20 protein-coding genes and 1 tRNA gene are annotated in these 20,528 nt (G+C 54.5%); 5 read left to right on the top strand and 16 right to left on the bottom strand.

Annotation, left to right across the window (positions count from 1 at the left end; genetic code table 11):
• Nucleotides 1–14 precede the first annotated feature (14 nt).
• The 7 genes from HOO88_02705 to HOO88_02675 are packed head-to-tail and all read right to left on the bottom strand — an operon-like array spanning nucleotide 15 to nucleotide 6,448.
• Nucleotides 15–1,277, bottom strand: coding sequence for a hypothetical protein (locus tag HOO88_02705; protein ID NOU35670.1), 1,263 nt, complete (start codon nucleotides 1,275–1,277; stop codon nucleotides 15–17).
• Nucleotides 1,277–2,719, bottom strand: coding sequence for a UDP-N-acetylmuramoyl-L-alanyl-D-glutamate--2,6-diaminopimelate ligase (locus HOO88_02700; protein ID NOU35669.1), 1,443 nt, complete (start codon nucleotides 2,717–2,719; stop codon nucleotides 1,277–1,279). The genes HOO88_02705 and HOO88_02700 overlap by 1 nt, the downstream gene beginning before the upstream one ends.
• Nucleotides 2,720–2,726: 7 nt before the next feature.
• A complete protein-coding gene (locus tag HOO88_02695) occupies nucleotides 2,727–4,484 on the bottom strand; it encodes a penicillin-binding protein 2 (protein NOU35668.1) in 1,758 nt (585 codons plus the stop codon).
• A gap of 21 nt (nucleotides 4,485–4,505) precedes the next feature.
• Nucleotides 4,506–4,859 (bottom strand): hypothetical protein, encoded by a 354-nt coding sequence (locus tag HOO88_02690; protein NOU35667.1) that lies wholly within the window; start codon nucleotides 4,857–4,859, stop codon nucleotides 4,506–4,508.
• Complete coding sequence (rsmH, locus tag HOO88_02685; GenBank protein NOU35666.1) at nucleotides 4,856–5,785, bottom strand: 16S rRNA (cytosine(1402)-N(4))-methyltransferase RsmH; 930 nt, start codon at nucleotides 5,783–5,785, stop codon at nucleotides 4,856–4,858. Before rsmH ends, HOO88_02690 begins: the two co-directional genes overlap by 4 nt.
• Before the next feature lie 10 nt (nucleotides 5,786–5,795).
• Nucleotides 5,796–5,975: a hypothetical protein gene (locus HOO88_02680; GenBank protein ID NOU35665.1), complete on the bottom strand. Its 180-nt coding sequence runs from the start codon at nucleotides 5,973–5,975 to the stop codon at nucleotides 5,796–5,798.
• A 14-nt stretch (nucleotides 5,976–5,989) separates the two neighbouring features.
• Nucleotides 5,990–6,448 (bottom strand): hypothetical protein, encoded by a 459-nt coding sequence (locus HOO88_02675; GenBank protein NOU35664.1) that lies wholly within the window; start codon nucleotides 6,446–6,448, stop codon nucleotides 5,990–5,992.
• A 167-nt stretch (nucleotides 6,449–6,615) separates the two neighbouring features.
• On the opposite strand from HOO88_02675, the gene HOO88_02670 reads away from it, so the two are divergent.
• Nucleotides 6,616–6,969, top strand: a complete 354-nt coding sequence (locus HOO88_02670; GenBank protein ID NOU35663.1) for a hypothetical protein — start codon at nucleotides 6,616–6,618, stop codon at nucleotides 6,967–6,969.
• Nucleotides 6,970–7,046: 77 nt separating this feature from the next.
• On the opposite strand, the gene rlmN is transcribed toward HOO88_02670, so the two are convergent.
• Nucleotides 7,047–8,078, bottom strand: coding sequence for a 23S rRNA (adenine(2503)-C(2))-methyltransferase RlmN (gene rlmN / locus HOO88_02665; GenBank protein ID NOU35662.1), 1,032 nt, complete (start codon nucleotides 8,076–8,078; stop codon nucleotides 7,047–7,049).
• Complete coding sequence (gene purB / locus HOO88_02660; GenBank protein NOU35661.1) at nucleotides 8,078–9,433, bottom strand: adenylosuccinate lyase; 1,356 nt, start codon at nucleotides 9,431–9,433, stop codon at nucleotides 8,078–8,080. The genes rlmN and purB overlap by 1 nt, the downstream gene beginning before the upstream one ends.
• A 150-nt stretch (nucleotides 9,434–9,583) precedes the next feature.
• Here purB and HOO88_02655 point away from each other — a divergent pair, with 150 nt between their 5' ends.
• Nucleotides 9,584–10,753: a M20/M25/M40 family metallo-hydrolase gene (locus HOO88_02655; protein NOU35660.1), complete on the top strand. Its 1,170-nt coding sequence runs from the start codon at nucleotides 9,584–9,586 to the stop codon at nucleotides 10,751–10,753.
• 134 nt (nucleotides 10,754–10,887) lie between these two features.
• Here the strand turns inward: HOO88_02655 and HOO88_02650 are convergent.
• From HOO88_02650 to HOO88_02640, 3 genes are all read right to left on the bottom strand, one after another.
• A tRNA-Ser gene (locus HOO88_02650) sits at nucleotides 10,888–10,975 on the bottom strand.
• Between the two features lie 45 nt (nucleotides 10,976–11,020).
• Nucleotides 11,021–14,215, bottom strand: coding sequence for a PAS domain S-box protein (locus HOO88_02645; protein NOU35659.1), 3,195 nt, complete (start codon nucleotides 14,213–14,215; stop codon nucleotides 11,021–11,023).
• 71 nt (nucleotides 14,216–14,286) lie between these two features.
• On the bottom strand, nucleotides 14,287–15,939 hold the full coding sequence (locus HOO88_02640; protein ID NOU35658.1) for a 2,3-bisphosphoglycerate-independent phosphoglycerate mutase: 1,653 nt from the start codon (nucleotides 15,937–15,939) through the stop codon (nucleotides 14,287–14,289).
• Between the two features lie 166 nt (nucleotides 15,940–16,105).
• Between HOO88_02640 and infA the strand changes: the two genes are divergently transcribed.
• The 3 genes from infA to rpsT all read left to right on the top strand — a co-directional run bounded on the left by infA (nucleotide 16,106) and on the right by rpsT (nucleotide 16,930).
• Complete coding sequence (gene infA / locus HOO88_02635) at nucleotides 16,106–16,327, top strand: translation initiation factor IF-1 (GenBank protein ID NOU35657.1); 222 nt, start codon at nucleotides 16,106–16,108, stop codon at nucleotides 16,325–16,327.
• 101 nt (nucleotides 16,328–16,428) lie between these two features.
• The gene (gene rpsU, locus HOO88_02630; protein NOU35656.1) at nucleotides 16,429–16,677 is read left to right on the top strand and encodes a 30S ribosomal protein S21; all 249 of its coding nucleotides are present in this window, start codon (nucleotides 16,429–16,431) and stop codon (nucleotides 16,675–16,677) included.
• Nucleotides 16,664–16,930: a 30S ribosomal protein S20 gene (gene rpsT / locus HOO88_02625; GenBank protein NOU35655.1), complete on the top strand. Its 267-nt coding sequence runs from the start codon at nucleotides 16,664–16,666 to the stop codon at nucleotides 16,928–16,930. Before rpsU ends, rpsT begins: the two co-directional genes overlap by 14 nt.
• Nucleotides 16,931–17,069: 139 nt before the next feature.
• Here the strand turns inward: rpsT and HOO88_02620 are convergent, their stop codons facing one another.
• The 4 genes from HOO88_02620 to HOO88_02605 form a co-directional block, all read right to left on the bottom strand.
• On the bottom strand, nucleotides 17,070–17,573 hold the full coding sequence (locus HOO88_02620; GenBank protein ID NOU35654.1) for a hypothetical protein: 504 nt from the start codon (nucleotides 17,571–17,573) through the stop codon (nucleotides 17,070–17,072).
• A gap of 32 nt (nucleotides 17,574–17,605) precedes the next feature.
• Complete coding sequence (locus HOO88_02615) at nucleotides 17,606–17,890, bottom strand: hypothetical protein (GenBank protein NOU35653.1); 285 nt, start codon at nucleotides 17,888–17,890, stop codon at nucleotides 17,606–17,608.
• A 192-nt stretch (nucleotides 17,891–18,082) separates the two neighbouring features.
• The gene (dinD, locus tag HOO88_02610) at nucleotides 18,083–18,928 is read right to left on the bottom strand and encodes a DNA damage-inducible protein D (GenBank protein NOU35652.1); all 846 of its coding nucleotides are present in this window, start codon (nucleotides 18,926–18,928) and stop codon (nucleotides 18,083–18,085) included.
• A 510-nt stretch (nucleotides 18,929–19,438) separates the two neighbouring features.
• Nucleotides 19,439–20,431 carry a hypothetical protein gene (locus tag HOO88_02605; GenBank protein NOU35651.1) on the bottom strand — a complete coding sequence of 331 codons (993 nt, stop codon included), beginning with the start codon at nucleotides 20,429–20,431 and terminating at the stop codon, nucleotides 19,439–19,441.
• Between the last annotated feature and the right edge of the window lie 97 nt (nucleotides 20,432–20,528).

Genomic DNA, 20,528 nt, shown 5'->3' with positions numbered 1-20,528 from the left:
TATCTTCCTCCAGGTTAAATTTTTGTTTTTAATTCCTCTAAAACAGTTTCGAGCCGCTCGCCGCGCGACGCTTTGAAAAGCACCATGTCACCGGCACGAAGATGAGTACGCAGAATGTCCGCCGCCGCAGTTTTTTCGAGACCGGCGATACTGTCGCAACCAATCTGCGCGCCGGCCGCTCCGATCGTAATAACGCTATCGAGTTTCAGCGCATCCACGAACTGTCCCAGCTCCCGGTGTTCGGCTTCGCCTTGTACGCCGAGTTCACGCATGCCGCCGAGCACGGCAAACCGCCGCCCTTCGCACGGTAATTGCGCAAAGGTTGCAAGCGCCGCACGCATGGAAAGCGGATTGGCGTTGTAGGCGTCGTTGATGAAAACAATTCCGTTATGCAACGTCCGCTCCCAGCGCATCGGCGCAGACTGGAAAGAAGACAGTCCGGTCTGAATCGCTTCCGGCGAAAGTCCCAGCGCAAGACCGAGAGCCGCCGCACGACGGGAATTGCGGATCATGTGTTCGCCCGGCAGCGGCGGAATGAAGGTGAAAGGTTCGCTGCCGAACGTAACGATACGGCCTTTGCATTTTGACCGGAACAGCTCAACCCATTCCGACGTTTCGTCGAGCAGTGCGTTATCGGCATAAGCCAGCAGCGAGGCTTTCTCTTCCGCAATGCCATCCAGTCCCTGAAAAAACTCAATATGCGCTTTCCCGATTTCTGTAATGACGGCCCAGTCCGGCTTGAGCAGGCCGGCAAGCGGGGCAATTTCTCCGGGATGGTTCATGCCGAGTTCAAAAACGAAAAAATCCGCATTGCGGTCGGCGGCCAGCATACTGAGCGGCAGGCCGATATCGTTGTTCCAGTTGCCAAGCGTTTTAGCGACCGTTCCCTTTTGTGCCAGCACAGAGGCGATCAGTTCTTTGACGGTGGTTTTACCAACGCTGCCGGTAATGCCGATCACCGTGCCGGCCCAGCGACTGCGTACTCCGGCGGCCAGCGCCCACAGCGCGGCCATCGTATCGGAAACGACCATCTGAGGAATTTCAACGTTTGGAAATTCCTTTTCAACAATGATTCCCGCCGCACCCTTTTCCGCCGCCTGCGTAACAAAGTTGTGCCCGTCATGCGTCGCGCCTTTGATGGCAATATACACGTCGCCCGGCGTCAAGGTGCGCGTGTCGTGGGAAATTCCACGGATCGGAAAATTGGTTGCTGATTTTTTCCAGTCGCCGGAAACCCATGCGGCGCATTCCGCCGCGCTGTATTTTACCTGCTCCATCAGAGTGCCTCCCGAACGGCTTCACGGTCGTCGAAAGGAAAAATCGCGCCGTTAAATTCCTGATAGTTCTCGTGGCCCTTGCCCGCGACAAGAAGGATATCTTTCCTGCCGATCAGCTTCAGGCCGCGCGCAATGGCGGCCTTGCGGTCGAGGACGATTTCGTATTTCCGTTCGGAATCAAATCCGGCGGCGATTTCGGCGGCGATTTTTTCAGGAACCTCGTTGCGCGGATTGTCGTTCGTGATGACGGAATAATCGGCCAGCCGCGCGGCGACCTTGCCCATCAGCGGGCGCTTGCCTTTATCGCGATTACCGCCGCAGCCAAAGACAACGACCAGTTTGCCGGGCGTGATTTCGCGCAAAGTTTCGAGAACGTTGAGCAGAGCGTCGTCGGTGTGCGCGTAATCCACAAAGACCCTCTTCCCTTTATGGTTTTCAACGGCTTCAAGCCGACCGGGCACACACTGCATTTCGGCCAGCGCTTTGGTAATAATAACAATCGGTATGTCCAAAGCGGCGGCGGCAGCAAAAGCGGCCAGCGCGTTATACAGGTTGAACCGTCCGATGAGACTCAAACTGATTTCGGCATTACCCCACGGGCTTTGAACGTGCATCCGCGATCCGCGGGCATCGGTAACCGGGTTAAGGGCGCGCACGACGGCGCCTTCGGCAAATCCGTACGAAACCAGTCCGGCCAGAAACTTTTTCTCGCTGAGCAGGCGGCGGCCCCACGGATCGTCGCAGTTGATGACCGCGAACCGCCGAACCTGATTAAACAGGCGGGCCTTGACGTTGAAATATTCTTCGAGCGTACCGTGATAATCGAGATGATCCTGCGTCAGGTTTGTAAAAATGGCCGCATCATAAAGAATTCCATCCACCCGGTGCTGAGCCAGAGCATGCGAAGAGACTTCCATCACCGCGCTGTCGCATCCGGCGCGTTCCATCTGCGCAAACATAGACTGAAGATCGGGGGCTTCCGGCGTGGTGCGCGAGGCGGGAATAACGCGATCGCCGATTTCGTAGCGCACGGTGCCGAGCAGGCCGGGACGCCGTCCGGCGGCTTTAAAAATTTCGCGCAGCATGAAGCTGACCGTCGTCTTTCCGTTGGTTCCCGTGATGCCGACCGTGCAAAGCCGGGACGCCGGATGATTAAAAAAGGCACCGGACAGCCGGGCCAGAGCCAGCCGCGCATCAGCAACCTGAATGCACGGAAAACTTCCACCGGAGGCGCAGGGCGTCTGAGAAATAACCGCTGCCGCACCGCGCTGAATGGCATCCTCCACATAGGCGGCACCGTCTGCTTTCTCGCCGTGCAGCGCCACAAAAACAGAACCCGGCAAAGCGCGGCGCGAGTCATAGACGACGCCGGTGATATCACAAGATGTGTCTCCGGTAACTTCCACGGTTTCGATGCTGTTTAGCAGTTCGTTCAGGTTCATGGTCTTCTCAGTCTAAAACGTTTTCTTCGCCGGAACCGCCGGCATTAATCTCCGTCAGATATTCGGTGGTGAATCCTTCGGGCGGAATACGCAGGTAGCGCACGGTCTGATCGGCAATTTCACGAAAATAGGGAGCGCAAACAGTTCCGCCGTAGTAACCGCCCTGCTGAGGTTCGTCCGCCACAACGATAATGCTGATGGCCGGATTTTCAACCGGCAGAAAGCCGACAAACGAAGCGATATATTTGTCATGATAGTATCCGCCGTTCTCCAAATTCACTTTCTGCGCCGTACCGGTTTTGCCTGCCACCAGATAACCCGGCAGTGCAGCCATCGTGGCGGTGCCGCCGGGTTGCGTGACGCGCGCCAGCAGACGGCGCATTTGTTTCGCTGTTTCAGGCCGGATCGGCCGGCTCAACGCTTCCGATTGCGTTGCCAGAATTGTATCGCCGTCTCTGCTTACCACTTTGCGAATAATAAATGGACGCATCCGAATCCCGTCATTGGCGATCGTACTGACGGCATTCAAAATCTGCATGGAGGTGACGAGTACTTCGTGGCCCATCGCAATGCGGGTAATGCTCATTTTTTGCCAGCGGTCGGTTTTCCAGAGAATACCGGCGTCTTCGCCGGGCAGATCAATCCCCGTTTGACTGCCGAAGCCAAAGGCGCGCAGCGATTGATAGACTTTCGCGTTTCCCATCTGGAGCGCCACTTTGGCCGCGCCGATGTTGCTCGATTTTTTTATAATGTCCGCCACGGTCAGTCTGCCGCAAGGGTGCGAGTCATGAAGAACGGCTCCGCCGTAAAACCAGGCTCCGTTTTCACAGTCGAAAATATCGGTCTCGCGCACAGCACCGCAATCGAGTGCCGCAGCAACAATCATGGCCTTCATGGTTGATCCCGGTTCGTAGGTGTAATTGATGGCACGATTGCGCATCCATTCCGCCGGAGTTGTACCGAAACGGTTTGGATTATACGTTGGCAGCGATGCCATCGCCAGAATTTCCCCGGTACGCACATTCTGCACAACAGCCCATGCGGCCTTGGGGTGATATTTCGCCATCAGATTATCGAGCGCCACTTCCGTGAAATGCTGAATCTGCTGGTCGATGGTCAGATATACATCAGCACCGGACTGTTCTTCGATGTCCACGGTACGGCGGCCGTAAATTTCACGCCGGCGGCCGTCTTTTTGGCTGATACGCAGACCGGCCACCCCCTGCAGTTGAGAATTCATACGTTGCTCCGCTCCGGCACTGCCGACCCCCTCATGGTTGGCATAGCCGATCACATGCGCACCGAGCACTCCTTTGGGATAGTCGCGAATCGGCACATCCTCAAACACAAGACCTTTCAAATTCATTTTTCGCAATGGATCAACCGCTTCTTCGCGCATGAATTTTTGAATTTTAACATACTGACGATTCGTCTGACTGAGAAGATTCGACACAACTGAACGATCCATCGAGAGCTGACTCGACAAAGCTGTGCACACGGCATTGATATCGCCGTTTTGCAGAATAAACTTCGGATCGGCGCAGACATTCTTGGCGGCAATATCCACAGCCAGCATATTTCCATTGCGGTCAAGGATCCGTCCGCGCGGCCCGCGGGTTTCCTGCTCAAGCCGCCGGGAGGTTTCAATACGCGCCAACGTTCCGGGAGAAGGGCGTAAATGCAAAAAGGCCAGGCGAACACCCAGCCCTGTGAAGACCGCCGCGATTGCGGCGGACGCTACTATTATTCTCCCGTTATATTTCATTCATAGATGCCCATCGGAATATTATTTGTTGTAGGCCAATGCCGCAACCGAAGAGGCCGCGCCATTGCGAACTCGCACAATCTGCTGTTCATCCGGAAGACGCATCGCGAGCTTGTGATGCTTAAGCGCACGTTCCAGGCTGCCGGGTGACGTCTGGCTGGACCAGCGATCCTGCTCGTTGTTCAACAGGCGACGGGTGTCGCGCTGTGCGGATTCCAGTCTTTTAATCTCCTGCCCAAGCGTATCGCAACGGGCGCACAGCCAGACGTAACTGAGACCGAATACGGCCACAAAGACCAGAAAGTTAGCTAATACCACTGGAAATGGTATGCGCACCTGGGCCTTACGGTTTCCTGTTCTCTGTCTTTTTTTCATGCTGCTTTCTCCCTTTCCGCCGCGCGCAGTTTGGCTGAGCGCGAACGCGGATTATCCGCCAATTCCTGTTTCGAGGCCGTCAGCGGCTTTTTCGTCAGCAGCCGTACAGCCGGTTCGTCATAAACCAGTTTCTCTCCACCCTGCTGAAGCGACTCACGCTTCACCGTGTGGCGTTTAAAAAATTCTTTCACCGGACGGTCTTCCAAACTGTGGAACGTAATCACCGTGATCCGCCCGCCTTCACGCAGCATCGAAAGTCCGGCTTCAAGGCCTAACGCCAAACTCTCCATTTCGGTATTCACCGCCATCCGCAACGCCTGAAATGTCTGCGTCGCAGGATGAATCGGGCCGCGCCGTCCGCCTTTGGCCTGCTCGACGATTTCCGCCAGCTTCAGCGTCCGCTCTATCCGGCCTTTTTGACGCTCCAGCACAATCGCCCGCGCAATCCGGCGGGAATCGCGCTCTTCACCAAGGCGGTAAATCAAATTGGCCAGCGTTTCTTCATCGTCCTCATTCACCAGATCGGCGGCAGAACGGCCTTGCGTGCGATCCATGCGCATATCAAGCGGCCCGTCCTTGGCAAAACTGAACCCGCGCTCCGCGACATCCAGTTGCGGCGAGCTGACGCCGAGGTCGAGGAGAACCCCGTCCACCTCTGTCACGCCAATCTGTCCGCAAAGTTTTTTCATATCCGCAAAATTTCCGTGTATCCGTGTTGCCCGCTCTCCGAAGGGTTTGAAAATCTCTTTCGTCTCTTCAATGGCCTCCACATCGCGATCCAGTCCGATCAACCGCCCGTTCGGAGAAAGCCTTTTCAAAATCTCTATCGCATGCCCGCCCCGCCCCAGTGTGCCGTCGATGTAGATACCCGCCGGGTTCGTCACCAGCAGGTCCATCGTCTCGTTCAGCAGCACCGGTACATGCATAACTCCCCTTTTAAGCCGTCATTGCTCCAATGACCCGTCGTGAACAGGCCGACGAAAACGTAGCCGCCCGGGCCGGGGTCATTAGCACTGTGCGGTGCATTCCGCTATCCGGCAGCCGGAGGTAGCGGTCTTTTTCCGGCGTCAGGTCGATCGCCCGCGAAAAGTACATATATTTTGCAATGCTGTTCATGCTCATGCCGTTTTCTAGTAGCCTCCGTAAAAAGCGCTCTCCGCCAGCGCCGAAACGGCGGGCAGCGCCATATCAAAATGTTCTTCACTCCAAAGTTCGATGCGGGTAAGCGTGCCAACCAAAACCACCTTGCTCTGGACTTCAATATGCGCCAGCAGTTCATCCTTAATCCGAACCCGGCCTTGGGCATCTACAGTCAAAGCGTCAGCAGAGGCCGTCATCGCCCGAACCGCCTGCTCGTCCTGAGCGTCTACCGCAACCGACTCGCGCAACTGCCGCAAACGGCGGTTCATTTCCGCTAAGGTGTAGAGATACAGGCATTTGCGTTCGGGATGAGGGAAAACATACAAGCGGGGCGTTTCGCCCATCATTCCGCGCCAGTCCGACGGAATAATCAGCCTGCGTTTAGGATCCAGCGAGTGATGGAAGGATCCGACAAACAGCTCTTCAACCTTCACTTCTACCGTATTCATACTCCACTTCGCCCTTCTTGGCTCCCATTTATGTCACCTCATACCACCTCCGTCAAATTTTTTATGAATTATTTTTCGTAAAGAAAGTCCGGAACAAAACCATCCGGCTGTTTGACTAAAACGGCATAGACAGATACCATGGAACCCATAAACCACAAGGAGGTTCCGTGAAAAAGTTCATTGTTGCTATCGCCGTGACCGCGCTAACCGTGTCCGTGTATGCCATGTCTAAGACCCCCGCCGACACAAAAGACTGCGGTGCAAACAAACCCAGCGCTGTAAAAGCCGCCTGCCCGGCCTGTACGGCCGCCGGCGGAATGTGCGCCGCATGCAAAGCAAAAGCTGACGTAACTAAAGCGGCTGGTGACATAAAGGCCTCCGCGTGTCCCGCGTGTAAAGCGGCTGGCGGAGCGTGTCCGGCCTGCAAAGCAAAGGCTGATGCAAAGAAAGCAGCAAGCACCACAGAAGCAGCCGTAAAAGACGCCGGTTGCGCAGGCGGTGTCTGCCCGCTCAAGAAATAAGCCGCCTCTTTAAAAACCCACCCTGTACCCCCCTCTCCTTCACGGGAGAGGGTTTTTTGTTTTCGGGAGGGTGCGCACTAAGCACGACGGGCACGAAGCTGGCCGCAAGCGGCTTTGAGCGCGGAACCTTTTGAATCGCGCAATGTCGTGTTGACGCCGGCGTTTTCCAAAATCTGGAAAAAGGTTTTCATTGTTTCCGAATCAGGACGCTCTCCGTCGAACTCTTCCACCGGACTAAGCGGAATCAAATTCACACGGCAGGGAAATCTTTTGAGCAGCTTCACCAGAGACCGCGCCTGCTCTGGCGAATCGTTCAGGTCTTTGATCAGCGTGTATTCGAAGGTGATAATCCGGTTCGTCTTGGCGGTGTAATCCGCACACACGGAAATCAGCTCATCAAGCGGCCAGCTTTCATTAACCGGCATCAGTTTTGAGCGAAGTTCGTTTTCCGGGGCATGCAACGAAACCGAAAGCTCCACCTGCAACCCTTCATCAGCCAGCCGCTGAATGCCGGAAACCACACCGCAGGTGCTGATGGTGATGCGGCGTGCGCCAATACAAAGGCCATCTGGATGATTCAGAATGCGGATGGCTTTCATAACCTCATCGTAATTATCAAACGGTTCGCCAATTCCCATAAAAACCACATTGTCGGGCCGCCCGCCGAGAAGCGTCGTCACTGCCATCACTTCGCCAACAATCTCGCCAGCGGTCAGATTCCGAATAATCCCTTTTTGTCCGCTGGCGCAGAAGGCGCAGCCGAAGCGGCATCCGACCTGACTGGAAAGACAGACTGTATTTGCCTGCCTGCGTGGCGCGGGAATAATCACGGTTTCGATCAGCTCATTATCCGCAAGTTTGAAAAGCAGTTTTTGGGTCTCACCGGATGCACCGCTGGTTTCGATTTTCTCCAAACATTGAAAGTTGAACTTTTCTGCAAGTTGCGCCCGAAATGGCGCGGGCAGATTTTGCATTTCATCGGACGAGGAGGCGCGTTTGACGTAAAGCCAGTCCCATATCTGTTTTGCGCGAAAGACAGGCTGCCCCTGCTCTTTGCAGAAGGCTTCAAGCTCTTCAGGCAAAAGTCCGTGAATAGAAACCGGAGACATCAGAGTTCTTCCGCAATATGAACGGCAAGACCGATGTAGCTTGCCGGAGTCATGGCGAGTAGGCGCTTTTTGTCTGCCGCATCAATTTCCAATCCCCGAACAAAGGTGTGGATTGTTTCGGCGGTAATCGCTTTACCGCGCGTCAGCTCTTTCAGTTTTTCGTAAGGCTTCTCAACACCGGCTTTACGCATAACCGTTTGAATCGGCTCCGCCAGCACTTCCCACGCGTTATCGAGGTCGGCGACCAGCTTGGCTTCATTAAGTTCCAGCTTACCGAGGCCTTTGAGCGTTGAGCTGTATGCCAGCAATGTGTAGCCGAAAGCCACGCCCATGTTACGCAAAACTGTCGAATCCGTCAGGTCGCGCTGCAACCGTGAGACAGGCAGCTTCTCCGCCATATAACGAAGCAGCGCATTGGCGAGACCGATATTTCCTTCGGAATTTTCGAAGTCGATCGGATTAACTTTGTGCGGCATGGTGGACGAACCGATTTCACCCTTCACCGTTTTCTGTTTGAAACAGGCAAAGGAAATGTACGTCCAGACGTCGCGATCCAGATCGAGCAGGATGGTGTTGAAGCGCGCCAGCGCATCGAACAGTTCTGCCATGTAGTCGTGCGGCTCAATCTGCGTCGTGAACGGATTTTGCGTCAGCCCAAGTTCGCCTTCGATCACTCGCTTGGCCAGTGCAGGCCAGTCGACATCCGGATAGGCCGCGAGGTGCGCATTATAGTTTCCGACAGCGCCATTCAACTTACCGCGAACTTCCAGAGCTTGAAAAACTTCTGCGGCACGGCACAGGCGGCTGGCGAATACCGCCAGTTCCTTTCCGATGGTCGTCGGCGAAGCGGTCTGGCCGTGCGTGCGGGCCAGTAACGGAACCGCCTTCCACTGTTTCGCTTTGGCGGACAGATCCGCAATCAGCTCGTTCTGTGCAACGGCTAGAATTTCACGCCCCTGCTTCAGCATCAGCGCGTGAGAAAGGTTATTAATATCTTCGGATGTGCAGGCGAAGTGCAGGAACTCACCCAGCGCTTCAAGCGACGTTCCGGCTATTCTTTCCTTGAGATAATACTCAACCGCCTTGACGTCATGGTTGGTGGTTTTTTCGATCAACTTAACCTTCTCTGCTTCGGCGGGCGAAAAATCGGCGATGACCGCATCGAGCAGTTTGCTTTCCGCTTTTGACAGCGCACGGCATTCCTGAACTCTCTTTTCGGCGCAAAGCGCCTTAAGCCAGAGAACTTCGACCTGCACGCGGCAGCGGATCAGCGCGTATTCTGAAAAAATATCCTGCAGTTCCGCCACTTTGGATTCGTAGCGGCCATCAAGAGGACTCAATGCTGTGATTGACATAAATATTCTCCTTCAAAGAAGCCCCGAAAATATCCCGCCGGAGCTTTCATGACAACGTAAATTCCGAGGTTCCGTCTCCGCCTCCGGCTCCGCTGTGACACATTGGAAATGGTTCGCCTTGCTCTGGCCCGGTTCGCTATGGTTCACCGCATGAAAAACAGAATCAATAAAGAACAGGCCATACAACACCTGATGGATCTGCTCGCAGTCGAAGGGCCGAGCGGCGGCGAAGGGCCGGTAGCGGCAGCGGTGAAACAGAAACTGCTGGCGGCGGGCTGCCGACCGGAATGGATTCGCTCAATCGGACTCAAGCGCCTGCCGAAAGGATTTACCATTGGAAATCTGGTCGTAAAAATTCCCGGCACGGTCAAAGCGCCGCGCATTATGTTCTCGGCCCACCTCGACACCGTGCCGCTCTGCCGCGGAGCGGTGCCGGTCAAAAAAGGAAACCGGATTGTGCCGAAATCTAAAACCGGACTCGGCGGCGACAACCGCGCCTCGGTGGCCGCCGTGGTTACGATGGCGGAAGCCATACTGAAAACTAATCTGCCGCACCCGCCGATCACGTTACTGTTCACCGTCGGCGAAGAAAACGGACTGCACGGCGCGAAAGCCTTTGAACCGGCCGACGGCGGAAATCCGGCGATGTGCTTCAACCTCGACGGCAGTGGACGGCGCAACGGTGTCGTCGGCGCGCTCGGCGCAAACCGCTGGATTGCTACTATTCACGGCAAAAGCGTTCACGCCGCCGTCAATCCGGAAGGCGGCGTTTCCGCCGTCGTCATCGCCGCAAACGCCATCGCGGAATTGAAAGTAAACGGATGGTTCGGGCGAATTAATAAAGGCCCGTGCACCGGAACCGCCAACGTCGGATCGATCAACGGCGGCGAGGCCGACAATCAGGTCATGGACTTTTTGAAAGTCACCGGCGAGTGCCGCAGCCATAATCCCGCTTCGCTCAGGAAAATTTCCGGCGTCTGGAAAACGGCGTTTGAAAAAGCCGCACGCGAACTGAAAAACGCCAAGGGTGAATGCGGCTCGGTTGATTTCATCACCGCCAGCGACTACCGCAGTTTCCGGCTGAAAAAAAGCGAACCGGTTGTCCGGCATTTTCTACGCGCCGCACCGCTGGCGGGCCGCACAGCGGATGTTGAAATCATCAACGCCGGACTCGACGCCAACATTCTGAACGAAAAAGGAATTCCGACGGTCACCTTCGATGCCGGAAATTTCCACGCCCACGACCTGAATGAATATGTGGATATCCCGCGCTACCTCGAAGCCTGCAAACTGGCAACGATTCTAGCGACAGAAGAATAAAAGTGGCGGAGAGAGAGGGATTGCCGTTCGCTCCGCTCACTGCCTCGCGTTGCGAGGCCAGTCTCGCCCTGCGGGCTCGGCTCGAACCCGTCGTTCTCATCCCTTACGCCAAAAAACCGCCATCTGGCGGTTTTTGGCGGAGAGAGAGGGATTCGAACCCCCGGAACCTTGCGGTTCTCCGGTTTTCAAGACCGGCGCGTTAAACCACTCTGCCATCTCTCCGAGTAAGTCGGGGAATATACGGAGCCCGTTAAGAATATCAAGCGCCTAGCCGCAATACTTCTTCAAGACGGCGACGAGGGCCTCAACGTGAACCGGCTTGGATAAATAGTCGTTCATGCCGACATCCAGACAGTGCTGGCGGTCTTCTTTAAGAGCGTGCGCGGTCATGGCGACGATCGGAATGTCGCGGATTTCTCCAACCATCTGCCGAATGGCGATCGTAGCTTCAAACCCGTCCATGATCGGCATCTGGCAGTCCATAAAAATGAGGTCGAATTTGCGCAAAGCAATCTGCTCCAGCGCCCGGGCGCCGTTCGGCACAACGGTTACAGTGCATCCCATTTTTTTGAGCATTGCCGAGGCGACTTTCTGGTTCACCAGATTGTCTTCGACCAGCAGAATATTCCCGGCAATTTTTTTCTTTTCGTCCGGAACCGGAGCGGCAGGTGCCGGAACCGGCGTCTCATTTTCCACGCTGCCCAGTTTTAAATTAAACTGGAACGTGGCCCCCTTGTTGACGTCGCTCTCCACACTGATCTCGCCACCCATCAGACGGACCAGCTGGCGGGTAATAGCCAGTCCGAGACCGGTTCCGCCGTACTGGCGCTTCGACGATGTATCGCCCTGCGTAAATTTCTCGAAAATGCGCTCCTGCAGTTCGGGCGTCATACCGATGCCGGTGTCTTTAACATCGGCCAGCAGGTTCCATCCGTCTTCGGCGCGTTCAGCCTGCATACGGATCTGAATGTGACCGTCGTGTGTAAATTTCAGCGCATTGCCAATCAGGTTGATCAAAACCTGACGAATGCGTCCGGGGTCGCCGAGCATTCGCTTCGGCACGCTGTCATGAATGGCGATCGAAATATCCACGCCTTTTTTCCCGGCGCGGTCGGCAAACAGAAGAACCACTTTCTCAACCGTTTCCCGCATGCAGAACGGTTCGGGATACAACCGCACCTCTCCAGCCTCAACGCGGGAAATATCGAGCAGCTCATCAATGATACGCATCAGTTCCTGAGTTGATTCCATGATGGTCTGGATGCTGTCGCGCTGATCGGCGGTCAGTTCTGTTTCGAGCAGCAGATGAGTCATTCCCATGACACCATTCATCGGTGTGCGTATTTCATGGCTCATGTTGGCAAGAAATTCGCTCTTGGCGCGGCTGGCGCGTTCTGCGAATTCCTTGGCTTTCACCAGCTCTTCGCTGGCGCGCTTCAGCTCAGAAAGATCCACATCAATTACATACAGTTCCCACTCGCCGCGGTGATTGCGCGTGGCCAGACGACTGGAATAAACAGCCACCTGACGTCCGTCGGCTGTGCTTTTCAGCATTTCGCCGGAAGGAATCGGCGCGCCGGTTTTCACCCAGTTATCGAATGCGGCTACCATTTCCTCCCGCCGGTCAGCGGCCAGCACAATCTCTTCCATTTTCCGGCCAAGGACATCCTTCTTGGAATATTTGTAGAGTTCTTCGCTGGCGCGGTTCCAGAAAATGACTTCGCGAGCGGTGTTGTAGCCTTGCACCGCAATATGAGGAATTTCTTCAAATAAAAACCGGAGCCGTTTTTCGCTTTCCTGCAGGGCTTCATAAATGCGGCGGCGTTCCGTGATGTCCTGACCCACGCTTTGGATTTCAACCACCCGGCCTGATTCGTCAAATACAGCAATATTTTCCCACTGTACCCATGCCGTGCGGGTGCGGGCGCGCATCCGGTGTTCAATGGTCACGCCCCGCTCGCGGCGAGATACCAGCGCCTCGATTGCCTTGTTGAGAATCGCAAGGTCATCGTAGTAAACGAATGAGCGGCTGTCGGTGCCAACCAGCTCGCTGCGCGAACGCCCCACAAACCGGCAGAACGCTTCATTAACAAATGTAAAAAGACCTTCCGTATCAATACGGACAATGAAGTTGCTTTGCGCCTCAATTAATCCGCGGTAGCGCATTTCGCTCTCTTCCAGCGCCTGCTCGACATGCTTGCGCTGAGTCATATCCCGCACCAGAAGCAAAACGGCACTCTTTCCTTCAAACCGCATCGGCGCACCGATTACTTCAACCGGAACTTTTCGGCCGTCACCGGACTGTAAAAGCGTTTCGTAGCGTTTCAGTTCGCCGGTAAACCATTTGCGGAAATCCCGTTCCACTTCATCACGGCAGGCGGCGGGAGCCATGTCGAACGCATTTCTCCCAACCATTTCGTCGTGGCGCAACCCGTGGAAAGCGCACGCCACCGGATTTGCATCCAGCACCATGCCGCGATCATCCTCAATCAGAATCGCATCGGGCGAATTCTGAAAAATAGTGCGCAGCCGTTCTTCACTGTTGCGCAATTGCCGGGTCTTTTCGATCACGCGCCGCGAAAGCCGGATGTCCCATATCCAAAACAAAAGGAGCGCTGCCAGCAATACCCCGATTCCAATGATGACATAATGCACATACCGGAATATACGGGCGCCCAATGTGGTGTATTCGGGGCCGATCCACTGGCGCTGAAGCCGACGGGCCAGCCCTTCCTGCTGCGCCGCCAGAACTCCTTTTGAGAGAATCGACTGCAGAATCCGGTTTGTTCCGGCCACTGCAATGCATGATTCTCCCGTCAGAAGCGGTTCATTGATCTTTTTAATACGATCGCCCAGACTCATACCGTATATGTAATACTGCACGACCTGATCAATTCCCACCATGGCATCGGCCCGCCCGGAAACAACCGCCATTAGTTGGGGTTCAATCTCTTCATAAAACATCGGCGTATGTTTTATATTCAGGTCGTCCAACAGCTTGTTATCCGGATCATGCGCCACGATCCGGCCCTCCAAATCTTTTAGTGTGCGGACACCCGAATCGGCCACCGTAAACGCAGAGATCGGCATTTCTATAACAGTGGGTGTAAAAAGAAATTCCTGATGTCTTATGCCGTTCCACAGACTGGTCTTGGCATCGAACTCACCCGATAATACCGCCCGTCCGTCTTCTCGTGTGTCCGCATGGAATTCCGGCGTAAACCCGGTCTCTCTCCCTATCCAGCGGATAAAATCAATCATGATGCCGGAGGGTTGATTGTTTTTGTCCAAAAACTCCACCGGCATATAGTTGGGATGAAAAACAAAACTGATCTTCCGCCCGTGTTCATCCAGCCAGGCCTGTTCCTGCGCAGTCAGCTCCACGACTGGAGCCGCAAGCGCAATAACGGCGGTAAAAAAGAAACAAAGTACGAAGACACCTTTGGAAAAAGATTTGTACATGATTCGAAAATACCTTTTCAACCCGTCCGCCGTCGAGCGGGAAGCTCTCGTTTTCAAAACATTGGCTGATCTTAGCCAACATCAATGATACTTGGCGTATAGTCGGCGGGCGGCTCATAGCCGAGCAGTTTCAAACAGGTTCCCGCCAGACTGCTGATTCCCAGACCGTTCACCGCTGAAAGCCGCGCTTTCGAAACGCCGGACGGGTCATAAACGACAGCCGGAACCGGATTGAGCGAATGGGCCGTCTTGGCTTGCGGCTGACCGGCTTTGTTGAGTTTCACCGCGCCGGTCTTGTCGTGCTCATACATGTCGTCGGCGTTGCCGTGGTCGGCGCTGACAACCATAATGCCGCTGGCTTTTTCGACGGCAGCTTTGAGTCGGCCTAACGCTTCGTCCACCGCCTCAACCGCGATGGTAACGGCGGAAAAGACGCCGGTGTGGCCGACCATGTCGCCGTTGGGATAGTTGAGGCGGATGAATTCATACTTGCCGCTTTCGATCGCTTTCACCACGGCATCGGTGATCTCGGCAGCTTTCATGCGCGGGGCATTTTCAAACGGACAAACATCGGATTTGATTTCGATATAGTCTTCGAGCGCTTCGTTGAATTTGTCGGCGCGGTTGCCGTTAAAGAAATAGGTGACGTGGCCGTACTTCTGCGTCTCACTGATCGCAAGCTGATGCACGCCGGACGCAGCGAGATATTCGCCCATCGTGCGGTTTATGGCTGGAGGGGTGACAAGATAGTTGCGCGGGATGCGCAGGTCGCCGTCGTACTGCATCATACCGGCATAGCAGACCTTCGGTTTCGATCCGCGGTTGAACTCTTTGAGATTATCGGCTTCGAACGCTTTGGTGATTTCGAGCGCGCGGTCGCCGCGAAAGTTGAAAAAAACAACACTGTCGCCGTCCACGATTTTTCCGATGGCTTTTCCGTTACGCTCAATCACGAACGGCGGCAAGTCCTGGTCGAGAATGCCGGGCTTTTCGGCGCGGAACGTTTCGACCGCCTGTGTCATACTGGCAAACAGGCGACCTTCGCCTTTGACGTGCGTGTCCCAGCCGCGCTTGACCATGTCCCAGTTGGCGTTGTACCGATCCATGGTGATGTTCATACGCCCGCCGCCGGAAGCAATGGCGTAGTCCACAGTTCCGCCAGCGTTCAACTCCGCCAGAAACACTTCGAACGGCTTTACGTATTCGAGCGCGGAAGCGGGAGGAACGTCGCGGCCGTCGATTAGCGGATGAACTCGCGCGGTCTTGATTCCTTCCGCCTTGGCCTGCTTCAGCATCGCTTTAAGATGATCAATGTGGCTGTGGACATTGCCGTCGGAAAACAGCCCTATGAAATGAATTGTTGAGCCGTTGGCCTTAACATTGGCAACCAGTTCCTTCCACGTTTGACCGGTAAACATCGCGCCGGAAGCGATGGCCTCACTGACCAGCGCCGCGCCCTGATGAAATACACGCCCGCAACCGATGGCGTTGTGGCCGACTTCGCTGTTGCCCATGTCTTCGTCGCTCGGCAGGCCGACGGCGGTACCGTGCGCCTGAAGCTGTGTTGAAACACCATTCTTCATCAGCCAGTCGAGGTTTGGCGTATTTGAGGAGAGAACAAAATCGCCTTCGGCGTATTTGCCGATACCAACGCCGTCCATGATAACCAGCACCACCGGCCCTTGCGGCCCTTTAAAAACAGTCGATTTTTTCAATGCTTCCATATGTGCATCCTCTCTAAAAATTTTCTGGGAGTTGGAGCGCAGAAATATGCCTTGCGAGCGGCCCTCACTCAAGTTTTCGCGCCAACTCTTTTCAAATGCCTTCTTGCAATGGCGGGGTGCGCGTGTAGCATCGGCGCGACAAAAACGAAACCGGACTGGAGAATGCATGGCCAAAGATGAAGTAATTGAACTCGAAGGTGTTGTGGAAAAGGTTCTGCCGGCCACGATGTACAATGTGAAACTGGTAAACGGACACCGTGTTCTGGCTCACATCTCCGGCAAAATGCGCAAAAATTTCATCCGTATCGCCATCGGTGACCGGGTAACCGTTGAAATCTCTCCTTACGATTTGACCAAAGGACGCATCTCGTTCCGCCACCGGGAATGACGGGCCTTTCCGCCGGATAATCGGTTGACAAAGCAACGCTCATCACCTAACTTCTCCGCCTTTGTGAAAAATCCTATCCCGTTTAAGGGGGTGTTAAAATTATGGCCAGTACATCTTGTGAAGTAAAACTCCGCCGCGGCGAACCCGTCGAAAAAGGTCTCCGCCGTTTGAAAAAACTGCTCGACCGCGAAGGAATTCTGAAGGACATGCGCGAACGCCGCCGCTTTGAAAAGCCGGGCGACAAACGCCGCAAGAAACAGGCTCGTGCCCGTTCGCGCGCTATGCGCGACAGCCGTCCGCCCAGCAGCAGTGACTCAATAAAACCGAGGTTTAAACATGCCGAATATTAAAAGTGCAAAAAAAAGAGTGCGCTCGTCTGAAAAGCGGCGCATCGGCAACATGACGGCAAAGACGAAAGTCAAAACCGTCCGCCGCAAAACGCGCGAAGTGCTGACCGCAGGCGTTACAGCAACGTCTGAGCAGGCCGTGCGCGAATACAGCTCGGTGCTTGATAAAGCCGTCAAACGCGGCGTCATCAAGAAGAACACCGCGACCCGCCGCAAAAAGCGGGCCGTTGCCGCCCTGCGCAAGCTGGCAAAATAAGCACATATGGACTGCGCAGGCTTGCCTGCGCTTTCTGCGCCGAAGCTCGCTTCGGCAATAAAAAACCGCCCTGTGAAAACAGAGCGGTTTTTTTATTTCCCTCCAAAGCGGCGGCAGGCCGCCGCAGTCCAAAGTTTTTTTACCAGGCGGTTACCACCGTGCTGACCACTTTGCGCGCCAGATCATTTGCCGCCTTCGGCAACGCTTCGCGCTTCGTCGTGGTCAGGTCGGCGGCATAAGGAAATTCCGCCTCGCCCCGCACAACCGGAGACTCCAGAATCACCTCGCTGGTCTGAGCATCGCTGAGCACTGCTCTGGCTATCAGTGTCATACGGTATTCTTCGGCCAGCGAACCCTGCTTGCGATTAAACGCCAGCGCATCCAGATCAAACTTCGTCAGCGTCACAGTCAGCGAGGCATCCGCCTCTTCCAGCGGACGAACCTCAAGACGGCCGTCCATTTGCAGTTCGGCAATCAAAGCTTTCTTCACCGCCACCTCAATGGAGGGTTCATCCGTTTTATTGATTACCGACAGACTGACCGTCCGGACCGACTCGGGAAGCGTACTGCCGACGCGGTAGCCCGCGCAACCGGAGAGAACCAGCATCAGGATGGGAAACAGAAGGAGTTTTGCGGATTTCATGCCGACACCATAGAAGAGCGCCCTGTTCACGGTCAAGCTAAGAGTCCGTTCTGGGGTTCATTCGGATTAGAAGAGTACGACACCGGATCGCCGGAGCCGGTGGTGAAATGCATAACCACATTCACATCGGTCAGATTAATACCTGCCAGACCGTTATGAATTACCAGCTTCGCGTTGAAGGCCTGACGTTCCAACGTCACTTCCTGACTGATATCCATCGTCACGGAGGCGCACAGAGACTCTTCCGCCTGAACGGATAGTGTGAATAGTAATAGGCCCAACAGGGCCAACAGGATGGCAGCAGATTGTTTTTTCATAGTTATGCTCCGGTCATTTAATTTCAAATCGTTCTCCTCACGAAACACACAAATTTTCACGAATCATTTCTTCACCGCAAAGGCGCCAAGACCCTTCGCGTGCTTCAGACGCCTGAACCGGTCGAAATTTTCGACCAGTTCCTGTTTCTCGGATTCACCAAATTTGCGGTCATCTTAAATCCGCCCTCAGATTTACTTCCCATGTAGTTTCTTCTGTTGCTTGCGTTCGATCTGTTTCACAGTTTTTTCAGGTGTCGGCAGATTCTCCGGCATCGTGCCGCCAAGCTCTTTAATCGTTTCCCGGACTTTTGCGCCGACTTCATAGTGAGTCCGGTTGGCGTTCGTTTTGCCTTTTACCTCGTCACGCCGGAGCTTTTCTTCCGCCTGTGTGGCCCGGAAAAGGTTCGCGGCCAATTCGGTGCTACCCATGTGATCGAGAATCTTGTTCCCCTTTTTGAGTCCTTTACGGGCATGGATATCGGCGGCATCCAGCCCGCCGTACAATCCCCAGTATCCGTGGTTCTGGAATATGGCAAAATCCAGATTGGTTTCAACCCCCGCCTGCAGGGCGGCTTCGACCAGCTGTTTATTATGTTCTTTGAGTTCGTTGCGGAGAAACAGGCGCTTTTCATCCTCCCTGAGCTGCTGAAAGGCCGCGTCATCAGAAAGCTCCTGGCGGCGGGTTTGAATGGCAAAATAGGTTTGCCCGTTTGCGATCACCGGTTTGGACGGATCGCCGTTCTGAACAATCAGATAACATGCGTAGCGGGAAAGAGCATACGACTCCATTTTACGCTCGGCCCCTGATCCGATGGAGACCATCTCGTGCATCTCCACGAAATGGTTCTCAACCGCCTGCCCGCTGTTTTTACAGGCCGCCTTGGCTTTTTCAATGACGGGAATAAAATTCCGGTATTCAGCATATTCCAGCACCTTGCCCAGCGGACGGGCCAGCCAGAACTCCTGACCGAACTCATTAACCTTCCTGATTTCCTCAAAGGTCTGATGATGCTTTTTTGTAATCTCATTTTCCGGCATAAGATATTCCCGTCTCACTCATACACATTGATCTCAATCCACCCAAAGCCTTCCGCCTTCGTACCCTTTGCCTGCCACGCCGAAGGCCTTGTGGTTACCTTCTGTAAAAAATCTTTTTTCCGCTCTCTGCGCTCTTTCTTGACCGCCATAGCCTTTGGCAACGGCTGGTCGTGGAAAATCTGTCATTTCTCACCCAAAGCCTGAAGCCTAAGGTCTACAGCCCATCCATCCATTCATCATTTAGCGTTTATCGCTCATCACTTCTCTTCAGCGTTCATCACTTCTCACGGTCCCCGTCCCTGTCCTCTTCCCGTCTCCGGAGGTGGAACGCGACCGCCGGGCGCGTTTTCTCCTGCGGCGGAAAGTAAGCACGCTCGGCGATCGTGCTCCACCTAAAGCCTAAAGTCTATTTGCCTTTCCCTTCCCTGCCCTCAGGCCTCTTCCCCCTCGATTCTAAAAATCATCGGCTGACCCCTTTTCTTTTTCGGCTGACCCCTTTTAAACCAGGCTCTATTTCACCCAACGGACTCCCCCGATGAATGCACCGCGCTCGACCTTTGATGGCTTGGCATCAACGAACCGCTTTTTCTGGCCGGTTTTCAGATCGCACAAATAATAAATGCTGTCCATTCCGTTGCCGGTAATAAAACTCCCGCCGACAAGAGCATAACGAAGACAGGGGGAGACCTGTTGAAGAATAAGACCCGCATCTCTCCCATAAAACCGGCACACCTCGCGACCGTGTTCGCGATCCACTGACTTTCCCGCACCCTCGGGCACCTTATATACCTTTACTGCACCTTCATCCCACCCGACATAATCTCCGGCATATGAATAGTCAAAGAAGTCTGAGTCTTCTCCCGCCGTGCGTGTTGCCGCGCCAGTGTCCAGATCGCACATATATAACCCGCTTTCACGGCTCGATAAACTAAAACGACTTACGAACAGGTGGTTCGTATCCGCCATTCTGGAAGCCACATATATGGATTCTGCGGCCTCCGCAACTCTAACGTTTATCGCCCGCTGAGTTTGCAAATCGATAATATCCACACGCTGGCCGCCACGAGGTCCTGATTTGACACACAACCGGCCATTGATGATGACCGCAGCAATTTCGTCTGACGCAAACATATGCGGAAATTTGAATGTGTGCGTATATCCCTTGGCTGGCGAAGACACCAAAATTTCACCGTTCTCGAATATTATTCCGATCCATATTCCATCCGCTGAAACAAAAAGTTCGCCAGCTTCTTTGACATCCAGCAACTTTACTTTTTCTTTTGTCACCAAATCATACGACCACACTTCTGCAGGGGGTCGGACGCCAAATTCTGGAAATCGTCCTTTAAGATAAATCAGTCTGCCGGTCAGGCCGTGAAAAGCATCGTGGATAATGATCCCGTCGGCCGTTTTGTATCTTCTGATAGTCTGGCCGGCCATTATCGCGACGGCAATCAAGCCCACCAATGTGACCGACATCATGCACCATTTGGATGTTTTCATTGGGAATTCCCTAACATTTCATCTGCGCAACAACCATCAGCCTGAACGGCATCCGCAAATCGCCGTATGTCTCTTCTCGAGTCACCTCTAACGTCAA

This window comes from Kiritimatiellaceae bacterium (assembly GCA_013141415.1).
GTDB lineage: Bacteria > Verrucomicrobiota > Kiritimatiellia > Kiritimatiellales > Tichowtungiaceae > Tichowtungia.
Note: the sequence above shows the minus strand (reverse complement) of the source record. Positions and strands in the feature narration are given on the sequence as shown.